The organism is Amycolatopsis sp. A1MSW2902 (genome assembly GCF_017312175.1).
Taxonomy (GTDB): Bacteria; Actinomycetota; Actinomycetes; order Mycobacteriales; family Pseudonocardiaceae; genus Amycolatopsis; species Amycolatopsis nivea.
The window spans coordinates 7,779,990-7,802,775 of the sequence record NZ_QJPO01000001.1 but is presented as its reverse complement, the minus strand read 5'-3'; the positions used below and the strand labels follow the sequence as shown (position 1 = coordinate 7,802,775).

The 22,786-nt window shown below is 69.4% G+C and carries 20 protein-coding genes and 1 other RNA gene; 4 read left to right on the top strand and 17 right to left on the bottom strand.

The window, feature by feature from the left end:
* Positions 1 to 21 precede the first annotated feature (21 nt).
* The 11 genes from DMP23_RS36415 to DMP23_RS36365 form a co-directional block, all read right to left on the bottom strand.
* Positions 22 to 1,134 (bottom strand): ABC transporter ATP-binding protein, encoded by a 1,113-nt coding sequence (locus DMP23_RS36415; RefSeq protein WP_043834533.1) that lies wholly within the window; start codon positions 1,132 to 1,134, stop codon positions 22 to 24.
* A complete protein-coding gene (locus DMP23_RS36410) occupies positions 1,131 to 2,126 on the bottom strand; it encodes an ABC transporter ATP-binding protein (RefSeq protein ID WP_037808482.1) in 996 nt (331 codons plus the stop codon). The genes DMP23_RS36415 and DMP23_RS36410 overlap by 4 nt, the downstream gene beginning before the upstream one ends.
* Positions 2,127 to 2,130: 4 nt before the next feature.
* Positions 2,131 to 3,066, bottom strand: a complete 936-nt coding sequence (locus tag DMP23_RS36405; protein WP_337823753.1) for an ABC transporter permease — start codon at positions 3,064 to 3,066, stop codon at positions 2,131 to 2,133.
* Entirely contained in the window at positions 3,063 to 4,064 is a 1,002-nt protein-coding gene (locus DMP23_RS36400; RefSeq protein WP_037808486.1) for an ABC transporter permease subunit, read from the bottom strand. The genes DMP23_RS36405 and DMP23_RS36400 overlap by 4 nt, the downstream gene beginning before the upstream one ends.
* 87 nt (positions 4,065 to 4,151) lie before the next feature.
* A complete protein-coding gene (locus DMP23_RS36395) occupies positions 4,152 to 5,843 on the bottom strand; it encodes an ABC transporter substrate-binding protein (RefSeq protein WP_337823752.1) in 1,692 nt (563 codons plus the stop codon).
* Between the two features lie 425 nt (positions 5,844 to 6,268).
* Positions 6,269 to 6,745, bottom strand: a complete 477-nt coding sequence (locus DMP23_RS36390) for a uridine kinase family protein (protein WP_205669818.1) — start codon at positions 6,743 to 6,745, stop codon at positions 6,269 to 6,271.
* 37 nt (positions 6,746 to 6,782) lie between these two features.
* Positions 6,783 to 7,220 (bottom strand): DUF2304 domain-containing protein, encoded by a 438-nt coding sequence (locus DMP23_RS36385; protein ID WP_037808489.1) that lies wholly within the window; start codon positions 7,218 to 7,220, stop codon positions 6,783 to 6,785.
* 11 nt (positions 7,221 to 7,231) lie between these two features.
* Positions 7,232 to 7,987, bottom strand: a complete 756-nt coding sequence (locus tag DMP23_RS36380; protein WP_337823751.1) for a glycosyltransferase family 2 protein — start codon at positions 7,985 to 7,987, stop codon at positions 7,232 to 7,234.
* 6 nt (positions 7,988 to 7,993) lie between these two features.
* A complete protein-coding gene (locus tag DMP23_RS36375; protein ID WP_337823750.1) occupies positions 7,994 to 9,949 on the bottom strand; it encodes a DUF6541 family protein in 1,956 nt (651 codons plus the stop codon).
* An 83-nt stretch (positions 9,950 to 10,032) separates the two neighbouring features.
* A complete protein-coding gene (locus DMP23_RS36370) occupies positions 10,033 to 11,331 on the bottom strand; it encodes a hypothetical protein (RefSeq protein ID WP_337823749.1) in 1,299 nt (432 codons plus the stop codon).
* On the bottom strand, positions 11,328 to 12,347 hold the full coding sequence (locus tag DMP23_RS36365) for a glycosyltransferase family 2 protein (protein ID WP_337823748.1): 1,020 nt from the start codon (positions 12,345 to 12,347) through the stop codon (positions 11,328 to 11,330). The genes DMP23_RS36370 and DMP23_RS36365 overlap by 4 nt, the downstream gene beginning before the upstream one ends.
* 86 nt (positions 12,348 to 12,433) lie before the next feature.
* Here DMP23_RS36365 and DMP23_RS36360 point away from each other — a divergent pair, with 86 nt between their 5' ends.
* Complete coding sequence (locus DMP23_RS36360) at positions 12,434 to 13,531, top strand: UDP-N-acetylglucosamine 2-epimerase (protein ID WP_337823747.1); 1,098 nt, start codon at positions 12,434 to 12,436, stop codon at positions 13,529 to 13,531.
* Here the strand turns inward: DMP23_RS36360 and DMP23_RS36355 are convergent.
* The 3 genes from DMP23_RS36355 to DMP23_RS36345 all read right to left on the bottom strand — a co-directional run bounded on the left by DMP23_RS36355 (position 13,522) and on the right by DMP23_RS36345 (position 14,999).
* Complete coding sequence (locus DMP23_RS36355) at positions 13,522 to 13,980, bottom strand: hypothetical protein (RefSeq protein ID WP_337823746.1); 459 nt, start codon at positions 13,978 to 13,980, stop codon at positions 13,522 to 13,524. The two genes, DMP23_RS36360 and DMP23_RS36355, sit on opposite strands and share 10 nt — an antisense overlap.
* A 62-nt stretch (positions 13,981 to 14,042) precedes the next feature.
* Positions 14,043 to 14,639 carry a recombination mediator RecR gene (gene recR, locus DMP23_RS36350; RefSeq protein ID WP_037808499.1) on the bottom strand — a complete coding sequence of 199 codons (597 nt, stop codon included), beginning with the start codon at positions 14,637 to 14,639 and terminating at the stop codon, positions 14,043 to 14,045.
* A gap of 3 nt (positions 14,640 to 14,642) precedes the next feature.
* A complete protein-coding gene (locus tag DMP23_RS36345) occupies positions 14,643 to 14,999 on the bottom strand; it encodes a YbaB/EbfC family nucleoid-associated protein (RefSeq protein ID WP_037808500.1) in 357 nt (118 codons plus the stop codon).
* A gap of 103 nt (positions 15,000 to 15,102) precedes the next feature.
* Here DMP23_RS36345 and DMP23_RS36340 point away from each other — a divergent pair, with 103 nt between their 5' ends.
* On the top strand, positions 15,103 to 15,960 hold the full coding sequence (locus DMP23_RS36340) for an N-acetylmuramoyl-L-alanine amidase (protein ID WP_443111311.1): 858 nt from the start codon (positions 15,103 to 15,105) through the stop codon (positions 15,958 to 15,960).
* 105 nt (positions 15,961 to 16,065) lie between these two features.
* Positions 16,066 to 19,170, top strand: a complete 3,105-nt coding sequence (locus tag DMP23_RS36335) for a TIM-barrel domain-containing protein (protein ID WP_337823745.1) — start codon at positions 16,066 to 16,068, stop codon at positions 19,168 to 19,170.
* Positions 19,171 to 19,227: 57 nt separating this feature from the next.
* Here the strand turns inward: DMP23_RS36335 and DMP23_RS36330 are convergent, their stop codons facing one another.
* On the bottom strand, positions 19,228 to 21,279 hold the full coding sequence (locus DMP23_RS36330; protein ID WP_337823744.1) for a DNA polymerase III subunit gamma and tau: 2,052 nt from the start codon (positions 21,277 to 21,279) through the stop codon (positions 19,228 to 19,230).
* A 24-nt stretch (positions 21,280 to 21,303) separates the two neighbouring features.
* Between DMP23_RS36330 and DMP23_RS36325 the strand changes: the two genes are divergently transcribed.
* Positions 21,304 to 22,176 carry a spermidine synthase gene (locus DMP23_RS36325; RefSeq protein ID WP_443111310.1) on the top strand — a complete coding sequence of 291 codons (873 nt, stop codon included), beginning with the start codon at positions 21,304 to 21,306 and terminating at the stop codon, positions 22,174 to 22,176.
* Between the two features lie 7 nt (positions 22,177 to 22,183).
* Here DMP23_RS36325 and ffs read toward each other — a convergent pair.
* Together ffs and DMP23_RS36315 are read right to left on the bottom strand one after the other, a co-directional pair.
* Positions 22,184 to 22,283, bottom strand: an RNA gene (gene ffs / locus DMP23_RS36320) — signal recognition particle sRNA small type.
* A gap of 5 nt (positions 22,284 to 22,288) precedes the next feature.
* Positions 22,289 to 22,783: a GTP-binding protein gene (locus tag DMP23_RS36315; RefSeq protein WP_337823743.1), complete on the bottom strand. Its 495-nt coding sequence runs from the start codon at positions 22,781 to 22,783 to the stop codon at positions 22,289 to 22,291.
* Positions 22,784 to 22,786 lie beyond the last annotated feature (3 nt).

The window sequence follows — 22,786 nt, the reverse complement described above, 5'->3', positions numbered from 1 at the left end:
CAAGGAGTCCTTCACGGACGGTCAGAGGATCTCGGCGGCCGAACCGACGTCCGGCGGGCCGAGGTCCGGGTTCAGCGCTCCGGCGTCGACCAGTTCCACCTCGACCTTGTGCGGCTGGATCCGCCCGTCGCGGATGTCCTCCGCGTAGTGGCAGGCCACCCGGTGTCCGGCGCCGATCTCGCGCAATTGCGGGCGATCGGTGTCGCACAGGCTTTCCTGCTTCCACGGGCACCGCGTGTGGAAGCGGCAGCCCGACGGCGGGTTGGCGGGCGACGGGAGGTCCCCGGCGAGCAGGATTTGCTCGCGGCTGTCCTCCACCACCGGGTCCGGCACCGGGATCGCCGACAGCAGCGCGCGCGTGTACGGGTGCAGCGGGTTTTGGTACAGCTCCTCCGACGTCGTTTCCTCGACCAGCGCGCCGAGGTACATCACGCCGATCCGGTCGGAGATGTGCCGGACCACCGCGAGGTCGTGCGCGATCACCACGTAGGTGAGACCGAGTTCGTCCTGGAGGTCCTCCAGCAGGTTCACCACCTGCGCCTGCACCGAAACGTCCAGCGCGGACACCGGTTCGTCGGCGACGATCAGGTCCGGCTCCACCGACAGCGCCCGCGCGATGCCGATGCGCTGGCGCTGGCCGCCGGAGAACTCGTGCGGGTACTTCCGCAGCGACGACTCCGGAAGGCCGACCGCGCTCAGCAGTTCGCGCAGCCGTTTCGCGGTCGATTCCTTGTCCTTGTCGAGCCCGTGCGCGCGCATGCCCTCGACGAGGATCGATTCGACCGACTGGCGCGGGTCCAGGCTCGACATCGGGTCCTGGAACACCATCTGCATCCGCCGCCGCGCCTTGCGCAACTGCTCGCCCTTGAGCTGGGCGACGTCGGTGCCGTCGAACACGACCTTGCCGTCGGTCGGTTCGTTGAGCCGCAGGATCGCGCGGCCGAGCGTCGACTTGCCGCAGCCGGATTCGCCGACCAGGCCGTAGGTTTCGCCGCGGCGGATCGACAGGTCGACCCCGTCGACCGCGAACACGTGGCCCACCGTGCGGTCCACGACGATGCCGCGTTTGATCGGGAAGTGCACCTTGAGGCCGGTGACCTCGAGCAGCACCTCGTCGGTGTTCGCCACCGTCATCGGGTTCCTCCTCCTGCCGCCACGGCGGGTTGCACCGGGTTGTGGCAGCGCAGCAAGCCGTTCCGGTCGGGAACCAGCTCCGGCGAATTCTCCAGGCAGGCCTGGATCGCGTTCGGGCAGCGCGGCGCGAAGGCACAGCCGCCGTCCCACGGGATGTTGTCGGCCACCGAACCGCGGATCGGCACCAGCTTCTCGCCGCGGCCCTCGTCGAGCCGCGGGATCGAGGCCAGCAGGCCGTGCGTGTACGGGTGCCGCGGCTGCGCGAACAGCGAATGCCGCTCCTGGCGCTCCACGATCCGGCCGCCGTAAAGCACGTTGACCTCGTCGCAGAGCCCGGCGACGACGCCGAGGTCGTGCGTGATCATCACCAGCGCGGTCCCGGTGTCCTGCACCAGTTCCCGCAGCAGCGCGAGGATCTGCGCCTGGATCGTCACGTCGAGCGCGGTGGTCGGCTCGTCCGCGATGAGCAGCCGAGGACGGCACGCCAGCGCGATCGCGATCAGCGCGCGCTGGCGCATCCCGCCGGAAAGCTGGTGCGGGTACTCGGAAAGCCGCCGCGTCGGGTCGGGAATGCCGACCTTGTCGAGCAGTTCCGCCGCTTCGATCCGCGCCTTCTTGCGCGGCATGTCGCGGTGGCGCTCCAGCACCTCGGTGATCTGCAGCCCGATCGGGATGACCGGGTTCAGCGAGGACAGCGGGTCCTGGAACACCATGCCGAGATCGCGGCCGCGCCGGTCGCGCATTTCGCGGTCGGACAGGGTCAGCAGATCGGTGCCCTCGAAGCGCACCGAACCGCTGACGGTGTTGCCGCGCTTGGCGAGCAGCCGCATGATCGCGAGCGACGTCACCGACTTGCCGCAGCCGGACTCGCCGACCAGCCCGACCGTCTGGCCGGGTTCGACGTCGAAACTCACGCCGTCGACCGCGGTGAACGGACGCTCGCCGCGGCGCTGGAACACGACCTTCAGGTCGCGGACTTCGAGAAGTGCCACGGGGTCACCGCCGGTTCTTCGGGTCGAGGGCTTCGCGGAGGGACTCGCCGAGCAGCGTGAACCCGAGCGCCACGATGATGATCGCGATCGCCGGGTAGTAGGCCAGCTCGGGCCGGATGTCGAGGAAGTGCTGGGAAGCGTTGCCCAGCATCAAACCCCACTCCGCGCGGGTCGGGTCCGGGTCGCCGAGACCGAGGAACGACAGTGCCGCGGCCTCCAGGATCGCGGTCGCCAGGGTCAGCGTCGCCTGCACGATCACCGGACCGAGCGAGTTCGGCAGCATATGCCGGAACACCACCGTCGTCCGCTTCACGCCGAGCGACGTCGCCGCGAGCACGTGGTCCGCCTCGCGCTGGGCGAGCATCGAACCGCGCAGCAGCCGGGCGAAAATCGGCACGCCGATGATCGACACCGCGATGATCACCGTCCACTGGCTCGGCTTCGCGAACAGCGCCGCGATCGAAATCGCCAGCAACAGCGAGGGAAACGCCAGCAGCACGTCGACGATGCGCATGAGGACGGTGTCGACCCAGCCGCCGAACGCGCCCGCGAGCCCGCCGATGAGCGCGCCGAGCAGCACGCCGATCACCGTGGCGAGCACGCCGACCAGCAGCGTCTGCTGTGCGCCGATCAGCAGCCGGGACAGGAAGTCGCGGCCGAAGTCGTCGACGCCGAGCGGGAAACCCGGCTGGGCGCCGGGAATGATGCCGCGCCCGAGGATGACCTTGTCCTGCAGGTACCGGACCTGCGGGTCCTCCGGCGCGAGCAGCGGCGCGAAAATCGCCAGCAGCAGGAACAGCAGGGTGATCACGCCGCCGACGATCGCCACCGGGCTGCGCAGCATCCGGCGCAGTGCCTCGGCGCCGAGGCTGCGCCCGCCCGCCGAAGCCGCGGCGAGCTTGTCGATCGGCTCTTTCTTCTTGTTCAGCAGAGTGTTCACCGCACACGCACCCTCGGGTCGATGAGCCCGTAGGAAATATCCACGAGCATGTTCACGAGCACGTAGACCAGTGCCCCGAGAAGCAGCAGCGCCTGCAGCCGCGGGTAGTCCCGCTTGTCGATCCCTTCGGCGAGAAGGAATCCGAGGCCGCGGAAGTTGAACACTCGCTCGGTCAGCACGGCGCCGCCGAGCAGCGCGCCGGTCTGCAGGCCGATCGTGGTGATCACCGGCAGCAAGGCGTTGCGCAGCACGTGCCGCTGGCGGACCACGGGCTGCGTGAGGCCCTTGGAATTCGCGGTGCGGATGAAGTCCTCGTTGAACACGTCGAGCACCGAAGCGCGGGTGATCCGGGTGATCACCGCGAGCGGAATCGTGGCGAGCGCGAGCGCGGGAAGAATGAGGTGCTTGATCGCGTCCCACACCGCGTCCCATTCGCCGGTCATCATTCCGTCGAGAATGGCGAAATGCGTGACGACGGTGGCGTCGATGCCCGGCGCCTGCCTGCCCTGCGACGGCAAGCCGAGCGGCGTGGAAAGCAGGTCCTGCATCATGTAGCCGAGGAAGAAGATCGGCACCGCCACGCCGACCAGGGTCAGCACGATGATGACGTTGTCGACGATCTGGCCGCGGAACCGGGCGGCGAGATAGCCGAACGAAATGCCGAACAGCACCGCGATCAGCATCGCCGTGATGCCCAGCTCGATGGTGGCCGGGAGGAACGTGCCGATCTCCGACATCACCGGCCGGGACGACACGAGCGAATTGCCGAAATCACCGGTGATCGCGCGGCCGAGGAATTTGAAGTACTGCACGAAAATCGGCTGGTCGAGGCCGAGCACGTGGTTGAGGTTCGCCAGTTTTTCCGGAGTCGCCTTGTCCCCGAGCAGAGCCGACGCGGGCCCGCCGGGAAGTGAGCGCAACCAGGCGAACACCAGAATGGACAGGATGAGGAGCGTCGGGATCGCTTGTAGCAGCCGACGCACGAGAAAACGGAGCACGAGTAGTCCTTTGTGTACAGCCCGGGAACGAGGCCAAGGGCAGGCGCGGTAGCACCTGCCCTTGGCCTGGCTGCTCAGTGGAGCACGTCAGCCGATCGTGACGTTGTCGAAGCGTTCGTCGGTGAGCGGGCTGGCCACCACGCCCTTGATCTTCGGGCCGACCACGATCGCCGGCGTCGGGTAGGCGATCGGGATGGCTGGCAGGTATTCCATGATCTTCTTGTTGGCTTCCTGGTACGCCTTGGTGTGCGCGGCGCCGGCCGGCGCCGCGTCCGCGTCCGCGAGCGCCTTGAAGATGCCCTGGTTGTTCTGGTCGGTCAGGCCGAATTCCGGCTTCGGGCGGCCGAAGAAGGTGCCGACGAAGTTGCCCGCGTCGTTGTAGTCACCGGTCCAGCCGAGCAGGTGGATGTCCTGCTTGCCGTTCTGCTGCACGTCGTCCTTGTACCCGCCGTTCCACGACTCGGCGACCGGCTGCACGTTGATGCCGATGGCCTTCAGGTCCTCGGAGATCGCGGTGTAGGTGTCGGCCGGGTTCGGCATGTAGGGCCGGGTGACCTCGGTCGGGTAGTAGAACTTGAGGGTCATGCCCTCGGCGCCGGCTTCCTTCAGGAGCTGCTTGGCGCGCTCCTTGTCGTACGGGTACTTGGTGACGTCGTCGGTGTACCCGTTGATCGCCTTCGGCACGAACTCGGTCGCGACCTCGGAACCCTCGGCCAGCTTGGAGCGCACGAACTGCTCGCGGTTGATGCCGTAGGCCAGCGCCTGGCGGACCTTGGGGTTCTGCAGCTTCGCGCCGTTGGGGCCTGCCTGGTTGATGCCGAGGTAGAGCACGTTGAACGACGGGCGGATCAGCACCTGCTCGCCGTCGTTGCGCAGCAGGCCGTAGTCGGCGGGGGCCGGGAAGTCGTAGCCGTTGATGTCGCCGGCCTTGAGCGCCTGCTTGCGGGCGTTCTCGTCCGGGATCACCTTGAACACGAGCTTGTCCAGCTTGGCAGGCTGCGGCATCGTGCTGGTCTCGTTGCGCACCAAGGTGATCTGGCCGTTGCCCTGGTCCCAGCTCTCGAACTTGAACGGGCCGGTGCCGGTCGGGTGCTTGTAGCCGTACTCCGGATACGTGATCGACGTGCCGGAGCCGGTGACCTTGTCCGCGTTGTACTTCTGCAGCGCGGTGGGGCTCTGGATCGCGAACGACGGCAGGGTGAACGCGGCCGGGAAGGCGCCCTTCGCGCGGGTCAGGTTCAGGACCGCGGTGTGGTCGTCCTTCGCCTCGCAGCTCTGGTAGACCGGCTGGCCCTTGGTCGTGCCCTCGTTGTTCTTGAAGCCCTCGAAGACGTCGCCGTAGTAGATCATCTGGCTCTGGGCGGTGGCGCCCTTCATGTTGTACCAGCGATCGAAGTTGAAGCAGACGGCCTTCGCGTCGAACGCGGTGCCGTCGCTGAACTTCACGCCCTGCTTGAGGTCGAACGTCCAGGTCTTGCCGTCGTTGCTCGGCGTCCACTTCGTGGCGAGCGACGGGGCCAGGTCCGCGGTGCCCGGCTTGTTCTGGATCAGCGTGTCCAGCATCTGCCGGGTGATCCGGAACGTCTCGCCCTCGTCGTTGAAGATCGGGTCGAACATCTTCGGGTTGCCGGTGTTGCCGAAGACCATGGTGCCCCCGGACCCACCGCCTCCGGACTCGTCGCGCTTCGATTCCGCGCACGCGGACAGCGAGACTGCGAGCGCGCCCGCGAGCCCGATCAGAGCTGCCCGGCGTGTTCGGGTCAGCCGCAATTGCTGCATCTGGCACCCCTTGGGAATGTTCGGTGTCTCGAAAGCACCGTCGGCGGTCAGTTCGGGAAGACCAATGCGATCGGTGTGTTCGGTGACACTAGCGGGAACTCGGCCCCCGCTTAAGCACGTGAGGTTACGATCGCGCTACGTAAGGCCCAAATTGAGCGCAACGTGTCGGCAATTGTGTGCACAGCGTAGCGAAAACTGCCGGTTTGGTACGTTGAGTGGCGGTTTGCTCACCCGGTTGGCCTAGCGGTCCGGGTTGTCCGTTCCGGGTGCCGTGGATGTTCCGGAATCTCTCCGGCGGGCCTGGAGAGTTGCCCGCGAAGGCCGCCGAATCGGCCCGAATGCACTCGTGTCCGCCGTGCTCGCGCATTCCGCGCAATAGCCATTTCGCCTGCCGCAAACCGATGTCGAGCCGGGATTCCGGTTGTTCAGACCAGCTGGTCGGCGGCCTCCCGGGTGCCGTCGACGGCGAACCAGCCGCGCTCGAACAACTGCCAGCGGCGCAGTTCGGCCCGCGCGGGCTCGCCGTCCCGGGCGACTGCCCTGGACAACCGTTCAGCCTCGGTGCCGCCCTCGACCCAGCAGAGCCACGACAACCGGGACCGCACCGCGCGGCGTCCGCTCGACACGCCTTCCAGCACCAGCACCTCGGGAACCTCGACGCGCACCAGCTCGCCGGGCCGCGGAGTGCCGGAGGTCCAGTCCATCCGCCGGTACTCGCCGGGCAGGCCCTGTGCGAGCGGCGTCAGCACTCCGTCTTCCAGCTGCGGCCACCACGCGACGGGATCGTCCCAGGTGGCGAAGGCGTCCGTGCTGACCAACGCGGCACGCGAACCGAGAGCCTCGACCGTCTCGGCGGCGAGAGTGGACTTCCCGGCTCCGGACGGACCGTCGACGGCGAGCATCCGAACACCGCCGAGCCGGGGCGGGGCAGCGCGGAGATCAGGGAACGCGTGCCGGCCTCGCTTCGGGCAGGCCGTCCACGGTGTCCGGCGCGGTCGTGCGCTTCTCCAGTTCGGCGATGCGTGCTTCGAGCTCGCGCTGGGTGTCTTCCAGCTCGCAGCGCAGCAAAGCGGTCTCCTCGACTGAGGTCCGCACCTCTTCCTCCAGGTGCCCGACCTCGGTCGAAAGCTGCAGCGAAACCATCGCGAGGACCACTCCGGACAGGAAGAAGACGAAGTTCGACGGGGTCTCCACGCCCGTCAGGTGCGCCACGAAGTTCGCCACCGCGGGCACCACGGCGAGGATCACGACCCCGATGGCCACCACGAGCCAGATGCCAGCGTACTTCTCGCGCAGTTTGCGCCGCCGCATCATCTCGATGACGACGAACAGCACGAGACACGCGATGACGATGCTCAGCACCCGCCAGCCTGCCACGGAGGGCCTCCTTACACGGCGTCGGAAGAATCGACGGAGGGACGGCGACGGACCAGGGCCAGCAGCAGCGCCAGCCCCGCGCGGCCCAGGTACACGGCGGATTTCACCGGCGAATGGCTCGGCGTGCCGCCCGCCCGCTCCCGCATCAGGACCGGGGTTTCCGCGATCGCGAGCTTCGCCCGGATCGCCAGCATGAGCGCCTCGACCGTGTCACCGAGGTATTCGGCCGGGTAGCCGGCGGCGAACAGCCGGATCGCGCGCGGTCCCATCGCCTTGAACCCGGACGTGACGTCGGTGAGCCTGGTCCCGGCCAGCTTGCTGAACACCAGCGACAGCACGGCCATCGCGTACCTGCGCGGACCGACGGCCCGGTACGAACCCTTGCCCGCGAACCGGGAGCCGATCGCGAGGTCGGCTCCCTCGTCGAGCAGCCGCAGCAGCGCGCCGACCTCGGCCGGATCGTGCTGTCCGTCGGCGTCGACCTGGACCACGGTGTCGTACCCGCGCGAGACGGCGTAACGGAATCCGGTGCGCATCGCGCCGCCGACGCCGAGGTTCACCGACAGCCGGACCACCCTGGCTCCCGCCTCTCGGGCGAGTTCGGCGGTGCGGTCGAGCGAACCGTCGTCGACGACCAGCACGTCCATGCCGGGCAGCGACCGTTTGATCTGGGCGAGCACCGACGAGACGCTGTCCTGCTCGTTGAAGGCCGGGATCACGATGAGCACGCGGCGGGTGTGCACGAGCGTGCCGGACAAGTCAGCCATGAGCGCTCACTCCCCGTGCGAAGTGCTCAGCGCGGGTGCCACCGCGACGCCGGACTGTCCCGCGATCTCGTAAATCGTCGCGTCGGAATTGCGGAAGACGACGTGGAACATCGGGCCCTCGGCGATCCGGGCGACGCCCGCCGACTGGATCGCGGTAGCGGTGGCCAGCCCCTTGCCCTGGATGACATAGCGCACGCGCAGGTCCGTGAGGTCCCTGCGGACCCGCGGCGACGTGCCGACCTGGTCGACCTGGTCGCTGAGGTACGCGGCCGTCGTGCCCGGACCGGCTCCGTAGAAGTTCCACTCGACCGGCGTCACGCCGGACAGCGCGTACATCCACGCGGAACCGTCGGCCTTGTTGTTCATCACGCGTTCGCCGGGCACCGTGTGCTGCGAGAGCCAGGCGTACGCGGCTTCCTCCGCTTTAGACACGGTGGGCCCGTCCTGGTACCTGGCCGCCAGCCGCACCGCGTTGCGGCCGACGTAACCGCCCCCGCTCAGCCCGCCGAGCACCACAACCAGCAGCAGCACGGCGACGCCGGTGAGCGCGACCGGCTTGAGCTTCACCCGCGGCTGCGTTTTGCGGACCAGCCAGGCGACGAAGGTGTGCGCGAACTCGCCGAACGCCACCGCGCCGGCGAGCGGAACGAGCGCGGCGATCCGCCAGTGGTCGTTGTAGAAGACGCTCGTGACCGACCGCACGAGGTTCGATTCGAGCGACACGGAAACCATGAACAGGCCGCCGAACACGACGTACGCGCCGACCAGCCACAGCATCCGCCGGTGCCGCACCATCAGCACGATGCCGATGAACGCGGGCACGCCGACCCACCACTGCGGGAACTCCGACATCGGAGAGAACGTCAGCGTTTCGCCGAGGCCGCCGGCGAGTGTCGCCTCCGTCGGCCAGTGCGCGCTCGTCACGCCGCTCGCGTTGTACAGCGACGGCAGCACGAGCGGCACGCCGAGCGCGATCGCCAGGCCGGTGGTCGCGATCAGCGTGGGAGCGCTGCGCCGCCAATCGATCTGCTCGTAGCGCAGCAGCACCGCGAGCAGGATGAGCAGGAAGTACGCGCCGAGCACGAACACGAGGCTGGTGTGCAGGCCGCACAGTCCGGCGACACCGACCCCGAGCGCCACCGGGCCCGTCGCGCCGTCCGGCTTCAGCAGGTACCGCGCGAGCACCAGCATCGCCGGGATCAGCGCGACACCCGCGACGTACGGCCACAGCGGACCGCGCCACAGCGAGTCGTACGGGAACGCGCTGAACCAGGTGGTGACCGCGGCGGCCGCGGCGGTGCCCAGCGCGGGCATCCCCCACACCCGGCACAGCGCCGCGACGCCGACCGGCACGGTGAAAACCACTGCCAGCGCGGCCAGGTTCAGCGTGGGCATCATGGTCAGCCCGCCCTTGCCGAAGACCAGCGAGAGCAGTGCGTGGTAGGTGTCCGGGTAGAAGTAGTTCGTCTGGTGGGGCAGGTTCGCGATCGTGCCCACGGTGGACGGCCGGGCGTCGCCGTGTTCGGCGATCCAGCGGATCAGGTTGCCGTGGAACGGCGCGTCCCAGCCCTGCTGGACCGTGTTGATCCCGTTGGTGCCGCGCAGAAACGCGACCGCGCCCACGACGAGGCCCGCGGCGACGCCCGCCGCCATCACGACGTGGTCGCGCAGCGGGAGCTTCGGAAGTTCTTCGACCGTCCAGTCCGGATGACGGCGCGCGCGCAGCCGTCGCGCGGCGAACGCCAGCCCGAAGGCGACGATCGCGAGCACGAGCGTCCAGAGCGCGACCGCGAGCATCGTCCAGCGGATGCCGAGACCGCCGAGCACCGGGACGCCGAGCGCGACAACTCCGAAAGTGAGCAGCGGCGCGGTGGCGGCGAGCGTCCACCCGCGCAGCCGGACGGCGGCCCCGAAGACGAGCCCGGGCACCCAGAACGCGAGCAGCACCAGAAGAACGTTCATCGATTTCGCGGTCCAACCGTGAGCACCATTTTGCCTTCGCCGCACACCGATGCCGGAGGCTGCGAAGTCACACTACTGCGGCGCTATTCCGCCGTTTCATCGGAGTGGTTCGTTGCCATGATCGACGAATTGACGAGAACGAATGCGAGCACAACCGCGAGGCCGGTCATTGGCGCGGCGGCGAGTGCGATCACGGCACGGAAAACGGTGTCCCCGGGTACCGCCAGCAGCAGCACCGAAGCCGTGGCCGCGACCACTGTCCACGTGATCAACACGCGCCTGGCCTGGGCGCGCGCGACGAGCACGGCGGTGAGCAACTGCATTGGCACCAGCAGCACCGAGGACCAGGCGAGCCCGGCGACCGCCCAGCCATCGACCTGGTAGCCGGCGCCGTAGACGAAACCCACCGCCCACGGGCCGATCAGCAGGCCGACCAGCGCGCCGAGCGCGGCCAGCGCGAGCGAGGCGAACGTGCCGAGCAGCAGCACGCGACGCAACCGGTGCCAGCCGGCCTCGCTCGTGGAAAGCCGCACGACGAACGGCACCGCAAGCGATTGCACCGGCCCTACCAGCGTCAATGGCAACCGCGCGATGACCAGCGCGGCGAAGACCGCACCGAGCCGGCCGCGGTCGCCGCCCGGTGCGAGCAGGCCGACGAGCGCGGGATATCCGGTGATAACGCTGGCGGTGAGCGCGGCACCGAGCAGCAGCATCAGCATCCGGCGGATAGTCACTGGCCAGCCGTCGCCCTCGGCGCGGACGTCGAGCAGCCGCCAGCCTTGGCGGACGAACAGCAGCCAGGCGAACGAACCCGCCGCGACTGCCAGCGCCAACGGGACCAGCCGGTAGGCCGTCGCGAGGACCAGCAGGCCCAGGACCAGCGCGCGAACCGCCGGTTCGGCGACCACCAGCCAGGCGAAATGCTTCACCTGGTGCTGCCCGATCAGCAGCCCGCGAATGCCGAACTGGCAGGCGAACGCGACGCCGCCGGCCAGCACGACGAGGGCGAGTTCCCCGTAGCCGGGGAAAAGCCGGTCGCGGACCGGCGGGACGAGCAGCGCGAGCCCGAACGCGGCGGCCACCGCGGCGGCGGTGGCGACGGCCCGGAGCGCACCCCGGCCGGCGAGCCCGCCGGTGAGCGCGGCCACCGCGGACTGCCGGGAAAGCTCCTGCTCAAGCGGGGAAAGCGCGCTGCCGAGGCCCATCAGCAGGCCCCAGAAGGTGACGAACGTGGCGTACTGGTCCGGCGGCAGAAGCCGCGCGCAAGCGACGGTGAGGACGTAGCCGAGGACGATCGACGCGAGCAGCGAACCGCCGAGTTTCCCCGCGGTGCGGTGGGTGTCGCGGACGACTCCGCCTGCCGTCTCTTCGGTCACGCTCATCGACGCCGCAGCCGTGCGCGTAATGCCAGGTAGAGCCCCCGGAACACCCCCGAGCCGAAGCCGGCCGCGAAGACCGGCAGCAGGGTGCTGACCGCGCGCGCCTCGGCGTTGGTGGCCCCGCACTTCTTCACCACGGCGGCCGCCGCGACGCTTCCGGTCACCCCGAGCGCGGCCGTTGTCTTCGGCATTTTCACCGCAAGTCCGGCCCCAATCACGCCTACAGCGAGCGAGCAAAATAACGCGTTTCTCGCTGGACCGGGTGAATTTAGGTAGGAATCCACATAGGTCGTCCCCCGAAAGAATGACTGAGCGTAGAACTTTCTGAAGGAATCACGCCCGTGGTAGATCGCGGAGAACTGCGGGGCCAGAAAAATCCGCGCGCGTTCGGCGATCCAGCGCAGCATCCGGGTGTCGTCGCTGGCGAGCCGGACGTCGTCGAACAGCGACTCGAACGCGGCCGCCGCGCCCTCCAGCAGGTCGCGGCGGGCGCAGAAGAACGTGGTGCCCTTGGGGTAGACGTCGAACTCCTCGATGCCGAACGACGTCAGCTTCGGGTCCGCGAAGTACCGCCGCCAGCCGACGGCGACGAGGCCCGCCATGAACCCGGCGTAGGGATTGTGCTCGGAGGCGACGTGGATGTGGCCGTTCCAGACCGCGCGCTCCGGGTGTTCGACGAGCTGCTCCCGCAGGAAGGCGAGGCTGCCCGCGTCGACGATGACCCGGCTGTCCAGCAGCAGCAGCCAGTCGCCGGAGGCCTTCGCCATGCCAGCTCGGCGGGCCTCGAACCGGCCGCCGTTGGGCTGGGTCAGCACCGTGATGCCGTGTTCCTCGCGCAGCCGGGCCAGCTTCCCGGGCGTGCCGTCCGTGCTCCCGTCGTCCACGACGAGCACCTCGACCGGCCACCGGGCCGCCTCGGCGGAGGCGATCAGCGCGCCCACGCTGCGGTCGATCCAGTCCTGTTCGTTGTGGACCGGGATCACGACGCTGAGCGACGGAAGGAGCGGGTGAGCACTCACGCGGCGAGGCTACCCTGCACTTGACCGGCGGGAATGCGCAGTATCCTTGCCGCCGTCGCTAACCCTCTGTTGATTGGGCATCCACGGTGATCTCCTTCGTCGCAGGCACCACCGCGGAACTGATCAAGATCGCGCCGGTCTTCCACCGCGTCGCCGAGCGCGGAACGGCCCCGAAGCTCTGGTTCACCGCGCAGCACGTGGACGAGGTCGCCGACGTCCTGTCCGATCTGCGGCTGCCCGAACCGAATCTGTGGTTCGTGCCTCGCGCGCGGGCACGCGACCTCGAATCCCCGGCGCAGGTGCCGGGTTGGGCCGCGCAGGTCATTCGCACCGCGTGGAGCCGCCGCGCCGAACTCCGCGCCCAGTTGACCGAGGACGGCCGTCCCCCCCTCGTGCTGGTGCACGGCGACACGTTCACCACGCCGTACGGGGCGTTGATCGGCAAGAAGATCCTGAAGGCCCGCGTCGGGCACATCGAGGCGGGCACGCGGTCGGGCAGCATCCTGTCGCCGCTGCCGGAGGAACTGAACCGCAAGATCGCCGGGAAGTTCGTGGACATCCACTTCTCGCCGAGCGAGCGCGAGGTGCACAACCTGCGGGGCGCCCGCGGCGTCGTGGTGAACACCGAGGCGAACACGGCGATCGACTCGATGCGTCAGGTCGTCGACCAGCCGCTGGACGTGCCGGGTCTGCCGGAGAAGTTCGGCCTGGCGACGCTGCACCGGTTCGAACTGGTGTCGCGGGCGGACAAGTACCGTGAGGCACTGGAAATCCTGCGCGCGCAGAGCCGCGAGATGCCGGTCCTGTACCTGGCGGGTGCGCCGGAGCGGGAGAAGATCCGCGCACTGGGCTTGGACGAGCTGTTCGACGACAAGTTCATCGCGCAGCCGAAGATGCGGTACCTGAAGTTCCTGCCGCTAGTCGCGCGAGCCGAGTACGTGGTCACAGACTCCGGTGGGTTGCAGGAGGAATGCGGTTACCTCGGCGTCCCGTGCGCGGTCCACCGGGCCCGCACCGAACGACACGTGGGCATCGGCGAGAACGTCGTCCTGACCGAGATGCGCGGAGACCGGCTGCGGGAATTCCTGTCCACGTACCGAAATCGCCGCGGACAGTCCTGGACGGACAAGTACCATCCGTCGGACATCGTGGTGAACTCGTTGGCACAGCTGGGTTATTGCTGATCCTCGAGCAGCTGGATCTCGCGGGCGTAGAAATTCTGTGTCAGCTCAGCCATCTTCTCGAAGAACTGCAGCCCGCCAGCGACCAGTGCCGACAGCAGGTCCGCTTCCCCAGCCACCGAGGTCCGGCGGAAATCGCTGCCGCTGACGGTGATCCGAACCAGCCCTCGCGACACCCGGTCCAGCGCTAGCTCCAGCGACTGGTCTGGGAAGAGTGACCGCGCGCAGCCAGTTTTCCGGTACTCCGCGACGAGGTGCGCGACAGCAGACCACAGTCCTTCGATCTCCGAAGCCAGGTTCTCGTCGAGAATCACCACCCCGGACACGGTGAGCATGATCGCGCCGGCCAGGTCCTCGCCGTACCGCGTGTGCGGCCGCTCGGTGCAATCCACGAGGTCCACGAACTCCGTCGTCGACCAGAGCCGGGTACGGACGGGATCCACCCAGGTCATCGTGCCTCCCCCAGTGCAAAAAAGGACGCGGCGCCAAGGCCGCGTCCTTCCCTGTCAACAGCTCAGAGCGCGCGCCGCCCGGACAACGCGCGGCCCAAAGTCAGTTCGTCCGCGAACTCGAGGTCCCCGCCCATCGGCAGCCCCGACGCCAGCCGCGTCACCGAGAGGCCCGGGAAATCGCGCAGCATCCGCACCAGGTACGTGGCCGTCGCCTCGCCCTCGGTGTTCGGGTCGGTCGCGATGATGATCTCCCGGACGTCCGCCTCGCCGATGCGCTTCAGCAGTTCTCGCATCCGCAACTGCTCCGGGCCGATGCCCGACAGCGGGTCCAGCGCGCCGCCGAGGACGTGGTAGCGGCCCTTGAACTCGCGGGTCCGCTCGACCGCCAGCACGTCCTTCGGCTCCTCGACCACGCAGATCACCGTGAGGTCGCGGCGTTCGTCGCGGCAGATCCGGCACGTTTCCTGTTCCGAGACGTTGCCGCAGATCTCGCAGAACTGCACGCCTTCCTTGACCTTGCCCAGCACGTCCTGCAGCCGCGCGATGTCCGCGGGGTCGGCGGCCAGCAGGTGGAACGCGATGCGCTGGGCACTCTTCGGACCGACGCCGGGCAACCGCCCCAGTTCGTCGATCAGGTCCTGGACGACACCTTCGTACAAGTGTCAGCCGCCGAAGCCGAGGCTGCCGAGGTCCGGCATGCCGCCGCCGAGGCCGCCCGCCAGCGGGCCCAGCTTCTGCTCGGTGAGCTTCTGCGCGCTCGCCGACGCGTCGCGCACCGCGGCGACCACCAGGTCGGCCAGGGTTTCGACGTCGTCCGGGTCGACCACCTTCGGGTCGATGACGAGGCCCTTCAGCTGGCTGTCGCCGGACACCGTCGCGGTGACCAGACCGCCGCCCGCGGTGCCGGTGACCTCGGTGTTGGCGAGTTCCTCCTGGGCCTCCACCAGCTTCTGCTGCATCTGCTGGGCCTGCTGCATGATCTGCGACAGGTCGAAGCCGCCGCCGCCGGGTTGCACCATGATCGCACTCGGTCCTTCCGCGTTTGGGTGTTCCTCCCCAGCCTAGCCGCGAGTCCGGCGCGTCCGTCCCCGCGGCACGCGTGTGCTGTGGCACCGTGGTCGCGTGCGAGCGAAGACACTCCCGCTGCTGACCGGCCTGCTGCTGCTCACGGCGTGTTCCGGCGGCGGCGGGACGCCTCCGTCTCCGGCCGCCGCGCCGACGTCGTCCCCGGGATCCGCGACGCCGAGCCCGTCGTCTTCCAGCCCGCCACCGGCGCCGTCCTCGTCTTCCAGCCCGCCCTCGACGTCCGCGGTGCCGCCGGTCGGCTCGGGCAAGGTCGTGGTCCTCGATCCCGGACACAACGGCGGCAACGCCTCGCACCCCGGCGAGATCAACCGGAAGGTGCCCGCCGGGCGCGGGCAGACGAAGCCGTGCAACACCACCGGCACCTCGACCAACGCCGGGTACCCGGAGCACGCCTTCACCTTCGCGGTCGCGCAGCAGGTCGGGAATGCGTTGGCGGCCAAGGGAATCAAGGTCGTCTACACGCGACAGAGCGACTCCGGCGTCGGCCCGTGCGTCGACGAGCGCGCGCGGATCGGCAACGACGCGAACGCCGACGCGGTGGTCTCGATCCACGCCGACGGCTCCACTTCGCCGACCGCGCACGGCTTCCACGTCGCGTACTCGGCACCGCCGTTGAACGCGGCGCAGGGCGAACCTTCGCTGAAGCTGGCGCGCACGATGCGCGACGGAATCCGCGACGACGGCTTTCCCACCTCCACTTACATCGGCTCTGCGGGCCTCTCGCCACGGAATGATCTGGGCGGGCTGAACCTGTCGACCCGGCCCGCCGTGCTTGTCGAATGCGGCAACATGCGCAACGCCGACGAGGCCGGTCAGATGTCGTCCGCGGCGGGCCGGGCGCACTACGCGCAGGCCATCGCGAAGGCGATCGAGGCGTACCTGGCCGGTGCCTGACGCAGAGAGCCGAAAGGGCTACTGAGCGGACAGAACACCGGACACCGTCTTCTTTCTTGATCGGTCCCGACTTACCGTCGCTGGGGACCTTTCGAGGAGGCGTCGGTGGCAACTTCACTCCGAGGACGACTGGTACGGCTGTTCGCCGTGGCAGCCATGGCGGGCACTCTCGTGTCGACGGGAGTCGCCGAGGCCGCTCCACAGTCGGTGACCGCCGGGCCAGCGCGGTTCGAAGTCCTGTCGCCGACGCTCATCCGCACCGAATACGCGGGTGACGCCAAGTTCGTCGACGCGGGCACGTTCAACGCGATCGGCCGCGGCAGTTTCTCCAAAACCCCTTACACCGCAACGAAACGCGACGGCTGGCTGACCATCCGGACCAGCGCCGTCCAGCTGCGCTACAAGCTCGACTCGGGCGCGTTCTCCGACGACAACCTCACCGTCCAGCTGCGAACCGGCGGCCAGGACGTCACCGCGCGGCCGTGGGCGGGCAAGCTGACGCCGGTCTGCGCTTTCGGCACCCTCTGCGAGGCCGAACATCTGCAGCTCAACGGGCCAGGCACGGCTACCGACCACCGCGGCTACACCGGCGACGGTTTCGCGGCGGGCTTCATCAACCCCGGCGACAGCCTGGCCTTCCGCGCCACCGCTGCCGGTGATCACCAGCTGGATCTGCGCTACGCCAACGGAACCGGCGGCGACGGACAGCACACCGCCCGCACACTCAGCGTCCTCGTGGACGGTGCGAACGCGCGGACCATCACCCTTCCGGCGACCGCGGACTGGGACACCTGGGCCTTCGCGACCGTGCCGATCACGCTGCCCGCAGGACAGCACCAGGTGACCGTCAAGCGCGGCACCGGCGACTCGGGCAACGTCAACGTCGACAGCCTCGCCCTGGTCAACACCGGTGCCGAGTACCCGCAACCCGTGCCGCCCGCGCCGACACCGTGTGCGTTCGGCGTCCTCTGCGAGGCCGAGCAAGGCGCGCTGTCCGGCGGCGCACACCCGGCCAGCGACCACGACGGACACTCCGGCAAGGCCTTCCTCGCTGGCATGGAGCGATCCGGCGCTTCGGACGCGCTGACGATCACCGGCGTCCCCGCCGACGGTGCCTACGATCTGCAGCTGCGCTACGCCGACGCGACCGCCGTTTCCGGCCAAACCCAGCCAACCTCGTTGACGCTCCAAGCCGACGGCACCGCCACTAACCTGAGCTTGGCGTCGACCAGCAGCTGGAATTCCTGGCGCACCAAGGCAATCCCGGTACAGCTCAAGGCTGGCACCAACACCGTCACACTGTCCTGTCCGGACTCGAACTGCCACGTCAACCTCGACACCGTCGCCGTCACCGCCGCGCATTCGGTGTTGCTCGCCCCGCACGCGCCGCTCGGCGGATACCGACGCGGACTCGACGGCGTCGACGGAACCGCGGTCACCGCGCCAGGAATCCTTTACCAGGACGGCTGGTCGCTGCTGGACGACACCGCATCGGCGCTGTACAACCCGCGCACCAAAGTCGTCACCCAGCGACCCAATAGCGAGAACTACCAGGACGGTTACGTCTTCGCTTACGGCCAGGACTACGGCCAAGCGCTCCAGGAACTGGCCCAGCTGACCGGACCGTCGCTGCTGCTGCCCCACTGGGCTTACGGCGTCTGGTATTCCGAGTACTACGACCGCACCGCCGCTGACTTCGAGCAGACGATCGTGCCGAAATTCCGCGAGCAGCAGGTGCCGCTCGACATGCTCGTCGTCGACACCGACTTCAAATCGCCGGACCGGTGGAACGGCTGGGAAATCGACCCGACCCGCTTCCCCGACCCGAAGGCGTTCTTCCAGTGGGCGCACGACCAGGGCCTGCACACGTCGCTGAACATCCATCCGAGCATCCGCGGCGACGACCCGCAGTTCCCGGCCGCGCAGGCGACCGCGAAGGGCAAACTTCAGCCCAGCTGCGGAAAAGACTGCTACGTCTTCGATTTCGGCGACCCCGACCAGCTGCGGGCCTACTTCGACCTGCACCGGCCGATGGAACAGCAGGGCAACGACGTCTGGTGGCTCGATTGGTGTTGCGACGCCTCGAAATCCAGCCTCGCCGGCGTCACCCCGGACGCGTGGATCAACCAGCAGTACGCACAGCACGGCGGCTTCGCGTTCTCCCGCGCGTACGGCTCGCTGCAAGCCGGCGGATACAGCTCGCCGACCGCCGTGCCGACCGGTCCGTGGGCGGACAAGCGCACCACGCTGCACTTCACCGGCGACACCATTTCCGACTGGGCAACGCTGGCCTTCGAGGTCGGCTACACCCCCGGTGAATCCGCGGCGACCGGACTGGCTTCGGTGAGCCACGACATCGGCGGCCACACCGGCGGGTTGCAGCAGCCGGGCACGGAGCCGGGCAGCACCAAGCTGCCGGACGACCTGTACGCGCGCTGGGTGCAACTCGGCACGTTCCAGCCGATCGACCGGCTGCACTCCAACCACAGCGACCGGCTGCCCTGGCAGTACGGAGCCGCCGCGGACGCGTCAGCGACGAAATTCCTGAACCTGCGCGAAAATCTCGTGCCGTACACCTACTCGCTCGCGCAGCAGGCCACCGCGACCGGAATGCCGATCGTGCGACCGCTGTACCTGCAATATCCGGACCAGCAGGAGGCGTACGCGCAGGCAGGCGGGGAATACCTGTACGGCCCGGACGTCCTCGTGGCTCCGGCGACCAGCCCGGGTGCCACCGCGACCACGAGCGTCTGGTTCCCGCCGGGCAGCGACTGGACGGACTACTTCACCGGCAAGACCTACCGCGGCGGCACCAGCGCGCAGATCACGACGGGCTGGGACACGATGCCGGTGTTCATGCGCTCGGGCGGAATCATGGTCACCCGCAGCGGAAATGTCGCCGGGGACGCGCACGATCCGCTGACCGCCGCGACCGTCACGGTGGCTGGCGGCCACAACGGCGCGTTCACTCTCCAGGAGGAGCGGTCCTCGACTGCCTTGCGCTACACCGAAAATGCCCACTCGGCAATGCTCGCGATCGGTGCCTCGCAGCGCGCTTGGACGGTCCGGTTCACCAATACCGCCAAGCCGGCCGCGGTGTACGTGGACGGTCGGCGCAACGGAGGCTGGGCCTGGGATGCCGCGACCCGGACCGTGACCGTGCAGACGCCGCCGACGTCGCACCCGGTCACGGTGCGGCTGGTCTTGTGAGGCGGGCCTTGTGAGTGGCGATGCCGGTTCTAACCGGACTCGCCACTCACAAGGGCGTCAGTCCAGCGGACGCGCGCCGAGGTGATCCGAGAGCAGCTTCCGTGCGATCTGCTCCGGATCCTCCTCCGCGGGCGGCGGCGGAGGAGGCGGGACCGGGCTGGAGTCCTCGGAGTAGATGTCGTCGTCCTCGTCCGTGGGCTCGGGCGGGAGCGGGATGTCCGGTTCGCTCGTGGTGACGCGCGGACGGCTCGGCGCTTCCGCCGCGGGCTTCGGCGGGGCAGGCGGCGCTGCCGAGGGGGCTTGCGCGGCCGCGGACGGACGCGTGAACGACCGTTCCGGAGCCGGTGCCGCCGGTTGCTGCCGGGGGGCCTGCCGCGCCGGAGCGGCGGCCGGGGCCGCGCCGTGCACGCAGCGGACCTGCCATTCGCCGCCGAGCACCTCGCTCAGCCCGGCCGCGATCTTGCTCGCGTTGCCCTGGTCGCTCAGCCGCCGGGCGAGCGGTTCGGACTTGTGTGTCAGCGTGACCGCCGTACCGTCGACCTCGGCGACCGTCGCCTGCGTGAGCATGGCTTCGAGCGCGCGGCCGCCGGTGAACTTACGCAGCGACGCCAGCAGTTGCGGCCACTTCTCGCGCACCTTGGCCGCGTCGATCCCGCCCGCGGCCGGGGCCTCCTCAGCAGGCGGAGCGGTCGGGGCCTCCGGTGCGGGTGCAGCCGCGGCAGGCGGTTCGACGGGAGCCGGACGGCTGACCTCCGGACGCGCCGGACGCGCCGGTTCTTCGGCCGCCGGACGAGCCTCCGCCGCCGGACGTTCGGCGGGAGCTTCCTGTGCCGGACGCTGCGAAGGCCGCTGGAACCGAGCCGGTGCCTCCGCCGGAGCAGCCGCAGCCGCCGGAGCGGGCGCGGGACCGGCATTGGGCGCGGAAACAGCAGGGGCGGCGGCGGGAGCACCAGCGGGCCGCCGCTCGAGCCGTTCGATCCGCGCCAGCAAGGCTTTCTCCGCCTCGGTGACCGATGGCAGCAGCATCCGCGCACAGAGCAGTTCGAGCACGAGCCGCGGCGACGTCGCGCCGCGCATCTCGAGCAGTCCACTGTGGACGATGTCGGCGTAGCGGGACAGCGTGGCCGGGCCGAGCTTCTCCGCCTGCTCGGTCATCCGCTTCAGCTCGTCGTCCGGCGCGGCGACCAGGCCGCGTTCGCCCGCTTCCGGGACCGCGCGCATCAGCAGCAGGTCGCGCAGGCGGTCGAGCAGGTCGGTGGCGAAGCGGCGCGGGTCGTGTCCGGCGTCGGCGAGTTTTTCGACGGTGCCGAACACTTCGGCCGGGTTGTCGTTCGCGAGCCCGTCGATCACCGCGTCGATCAGCGCGGTGTCCGTGACGCCCAGCAGCGCCACCGCCCGCGGGTACGTGACGCCTTCCGGACCGGCCCCGGCGAGCAGCTGGTCGAGCACCGACTGCGTGTCGCGAGCCGAACCGCCGCCGGCGCGGATCACCAGCGGGTACACCGCCGGTTCGACCGTCGCGCCCTCGGCGGCGACGTTGCGTTCCAGCAGCTCCCGCATCGAGCTCGGCGGGATCAGCCGGAACGGGTAGTGGTGCGTGCGCGAGCGGATGGTGGTGAGCACCTTGTCCGGCTCGGTGGTGGCGAAGATGAAGATCAGGTGCTCAGGCGGTTCTTCGACGATCTTCAGCAGGGCGTTGAAGCCCTGCGTGGTGACCATGTGCGCCTCGTCGATGATGAACACGCGATAGCGCGATTCGGCGGGCGCGTAGAACGCCTTGTCCCGCAGTTCGCGGGCGTCGTCCACGCCGCCGTGGCTGGCCGCGTCGAGTTCGGTGACGTCGACGCTGCCAGGGCCTTCCGGCGCGAGCGCGCGGCACGAGTTGCACTCGCCGCACGGATCCGGGGTCGGGCCTTTGGCGCAGTTGAGCGAGCGCGCCATGATCCGCGCACTCGACGTCTTGCCGCAGCCGCGCGGCCCGGAGAACAGGTACGCGTGGTTGATGCGCCCGGCGGCGAGCGCCGTGCGCAGCGGTTCGGTCACATGCTCCTGGCCGACGACCTCGGCGAAGGTCGCCGGACGGTACTTCCGGTACAGCGCGAGAGCCACGAGCCCGAGACTACAGTGAGCACGGTGAGCCCCTCCCGTTCCGGTCGCGGCCGTGCGCCGAGCGGCCCGCAGCCGGGCACTTATCCGGTGCGGTTCGGGACCGCCGAGCTGCTGCGCGACGCCGATCGGCCCAACGCCTGGATGCTTTCGGTGGGCGGGGTGGCGCAGTCCTACGTCGATCTGGACGACCCGACGAACCTCGAGTTCGACTACGTGCGCCGGCTCGGCGATCTGGTCGACTTCCTTCCGCCCGGCCCGCTCGACGCGCTGCACGTCGGCGGCGCGGGCTGCTCCCTGCCGCGCTACGTCGCCGCGACGCGACCGGGTTCGCGGCAGCTGGTCTTCGACGCCGACGAGCCGCTGATCGACCTGGTCCGCGAACAGCTCGACCTGCGCAGCGTCCCGAAGCTGCGGGTACGGATCGAGGACGGCCGCACGGGCGTGCGCAGCAGGCACGACGCGACGGCGGACCTGATCGTGCTCGACGCCTTCGAGCGCGCGACGCTGGCAAGCGGCTTGGCGACGGTCGAGTTCGTCACCGAGGTGGCCCGCGTGCTGCGACCGGGAGCCACGATGCTGGCGAACATCTCCGACGGCCCCGGCCTGCCGTTCGCCCGCCGGTTCCTCGCGACGCTGGCGGAGGTGTTTCCGCACGTCGTCCTGCTGGCCGAGCCCAGCGTGCTGCGCGGCCGCCGGTTCGGGAATCTCGTGCTGGCCGCCTCGCGGCTCGACCTGCCGACCGCGGAGCTGACCCGGCGCGCGGCGTCCTCGCCGTATCCGGCGCGGGTGGTGCACGGCGATGAGCTGCGGCAGCTGCGGGGGAAGGCCGCGCCGGTCTTCGACGCGGAGGCGCTGCCTTCGCCGACGCCGCCGGATGACGTACTAGGCCTGTTTTAAGGCATAAAAAAAGCGGGTTCCCCCCGTACCCGCCAGAGCCCGCTTATCCTTGCTGCCTTCCGGCCCTGGGGAAGTTCACAGGGTGGACGCCACGGGGGGTCCCCGCAGACGACTATAGCGGACTCGGTTGCCGTGTCTCCGACCCCCGCACCACGGCGGCCTCGACGAGGTCGAGCACCTCTCGCACGGACGCCGGGTCGCGGGCGTCGAACGGATGCACCGGAATGCCGTCGCGCACGGTCAACGCCCAGCGCACGTCGTGCAGCGGACGCGTGAGCAGGCCGTCGAAGCAGTTCACCCCGACCACGAACGGCAGCCGCAGCCCTTCGACCGCGTCGAGCACCGGGTAGGCGTCCGCGATCCGCCGCGGGTCGACCACCACGAGCGCCGCGTCCGCACCCCGCACGAGGTCGGGCCAGCGGAACCAGAACCGGGCCTGTCCCGGCGCACCGAACAGGTAGCGGCGCCGCTCGCCCTCGCCGAGTCTGCCGAAGTCGAGCGCCGCGGTGGTGTCGCCGGCGTCGGTGCGCACCGGCGCGATCTCCGAAACGGCGTGCACCGCCGTCGTTTTCCCGGCTCCGGCCGGGCCAAGCACGAGGATCTTCACGGG

What these genes read in the sequence shown, in the direction of transcription:
- DMP23_RS36415 (WP_043834533.1), bottom strand. Translation starts at nt 1,134, where the DNA reads ATGACGGTGGCGAACACCGACGAGGTGCTGCTCGAGGTCACCGGCCTC.
- DMP23_RS36395 (WP_337823752.1), bottom strand. Translation starts at nt 5,843, where the DNA reads ATGCAGCAATTGCGGCTGACCCGAACACGCCGGGCAGCTCTGATCGGG.
- DMP23_RS36390 (WP_205669818.1), bottom strand. Translation starts at nt 6,745, where the DNA reads ATGCTCGCCGTCGACGGTCCGTCCGGAGCCGGGAAGTCCACTCTCGCC.
- DMP23_RS36380 (WP_337823751.1), bottom strand. Translation starts at nt 7,987, where the DNA reads ATGGCTGACTTGTCCGGCACGCTCGTGCACACCCGCCGCGTGCTCATC.
- DMP23_RS36375 (WP_337823750.1), bottom strand. Translation starts at nt 9,949, where the DNA reads ATGAACGTTCTTCTGGTGCTGCTCGCGTTCTGGGTGCCCGGGCTCGTC.
- DMP23_RS36370 (WP_337823749.1), bottom strand. Translation starts at nt 11,331, where the DNA reads ATGAGCGTGACCGAAGAGACGGCAGGCGGAGTCGTCCGCGACACCCAC.
- DMP23_RS36355 (WP_337823746.1), bottom strand. Translation starts at nt 13,980, where the DNA reads ATGACCTGGGTGGATCCCGTCCGTACCCGGCTCTGGTCGACGACGGAG.
- DMP23_RS36345 (WP_037808500.1), bottom strand. Translation starts at nt 14,999, where the DNA reads ATGGTGCAACCCGGCGGCGGCGGCTTCGACCTGTCGCAGATCATGCAG.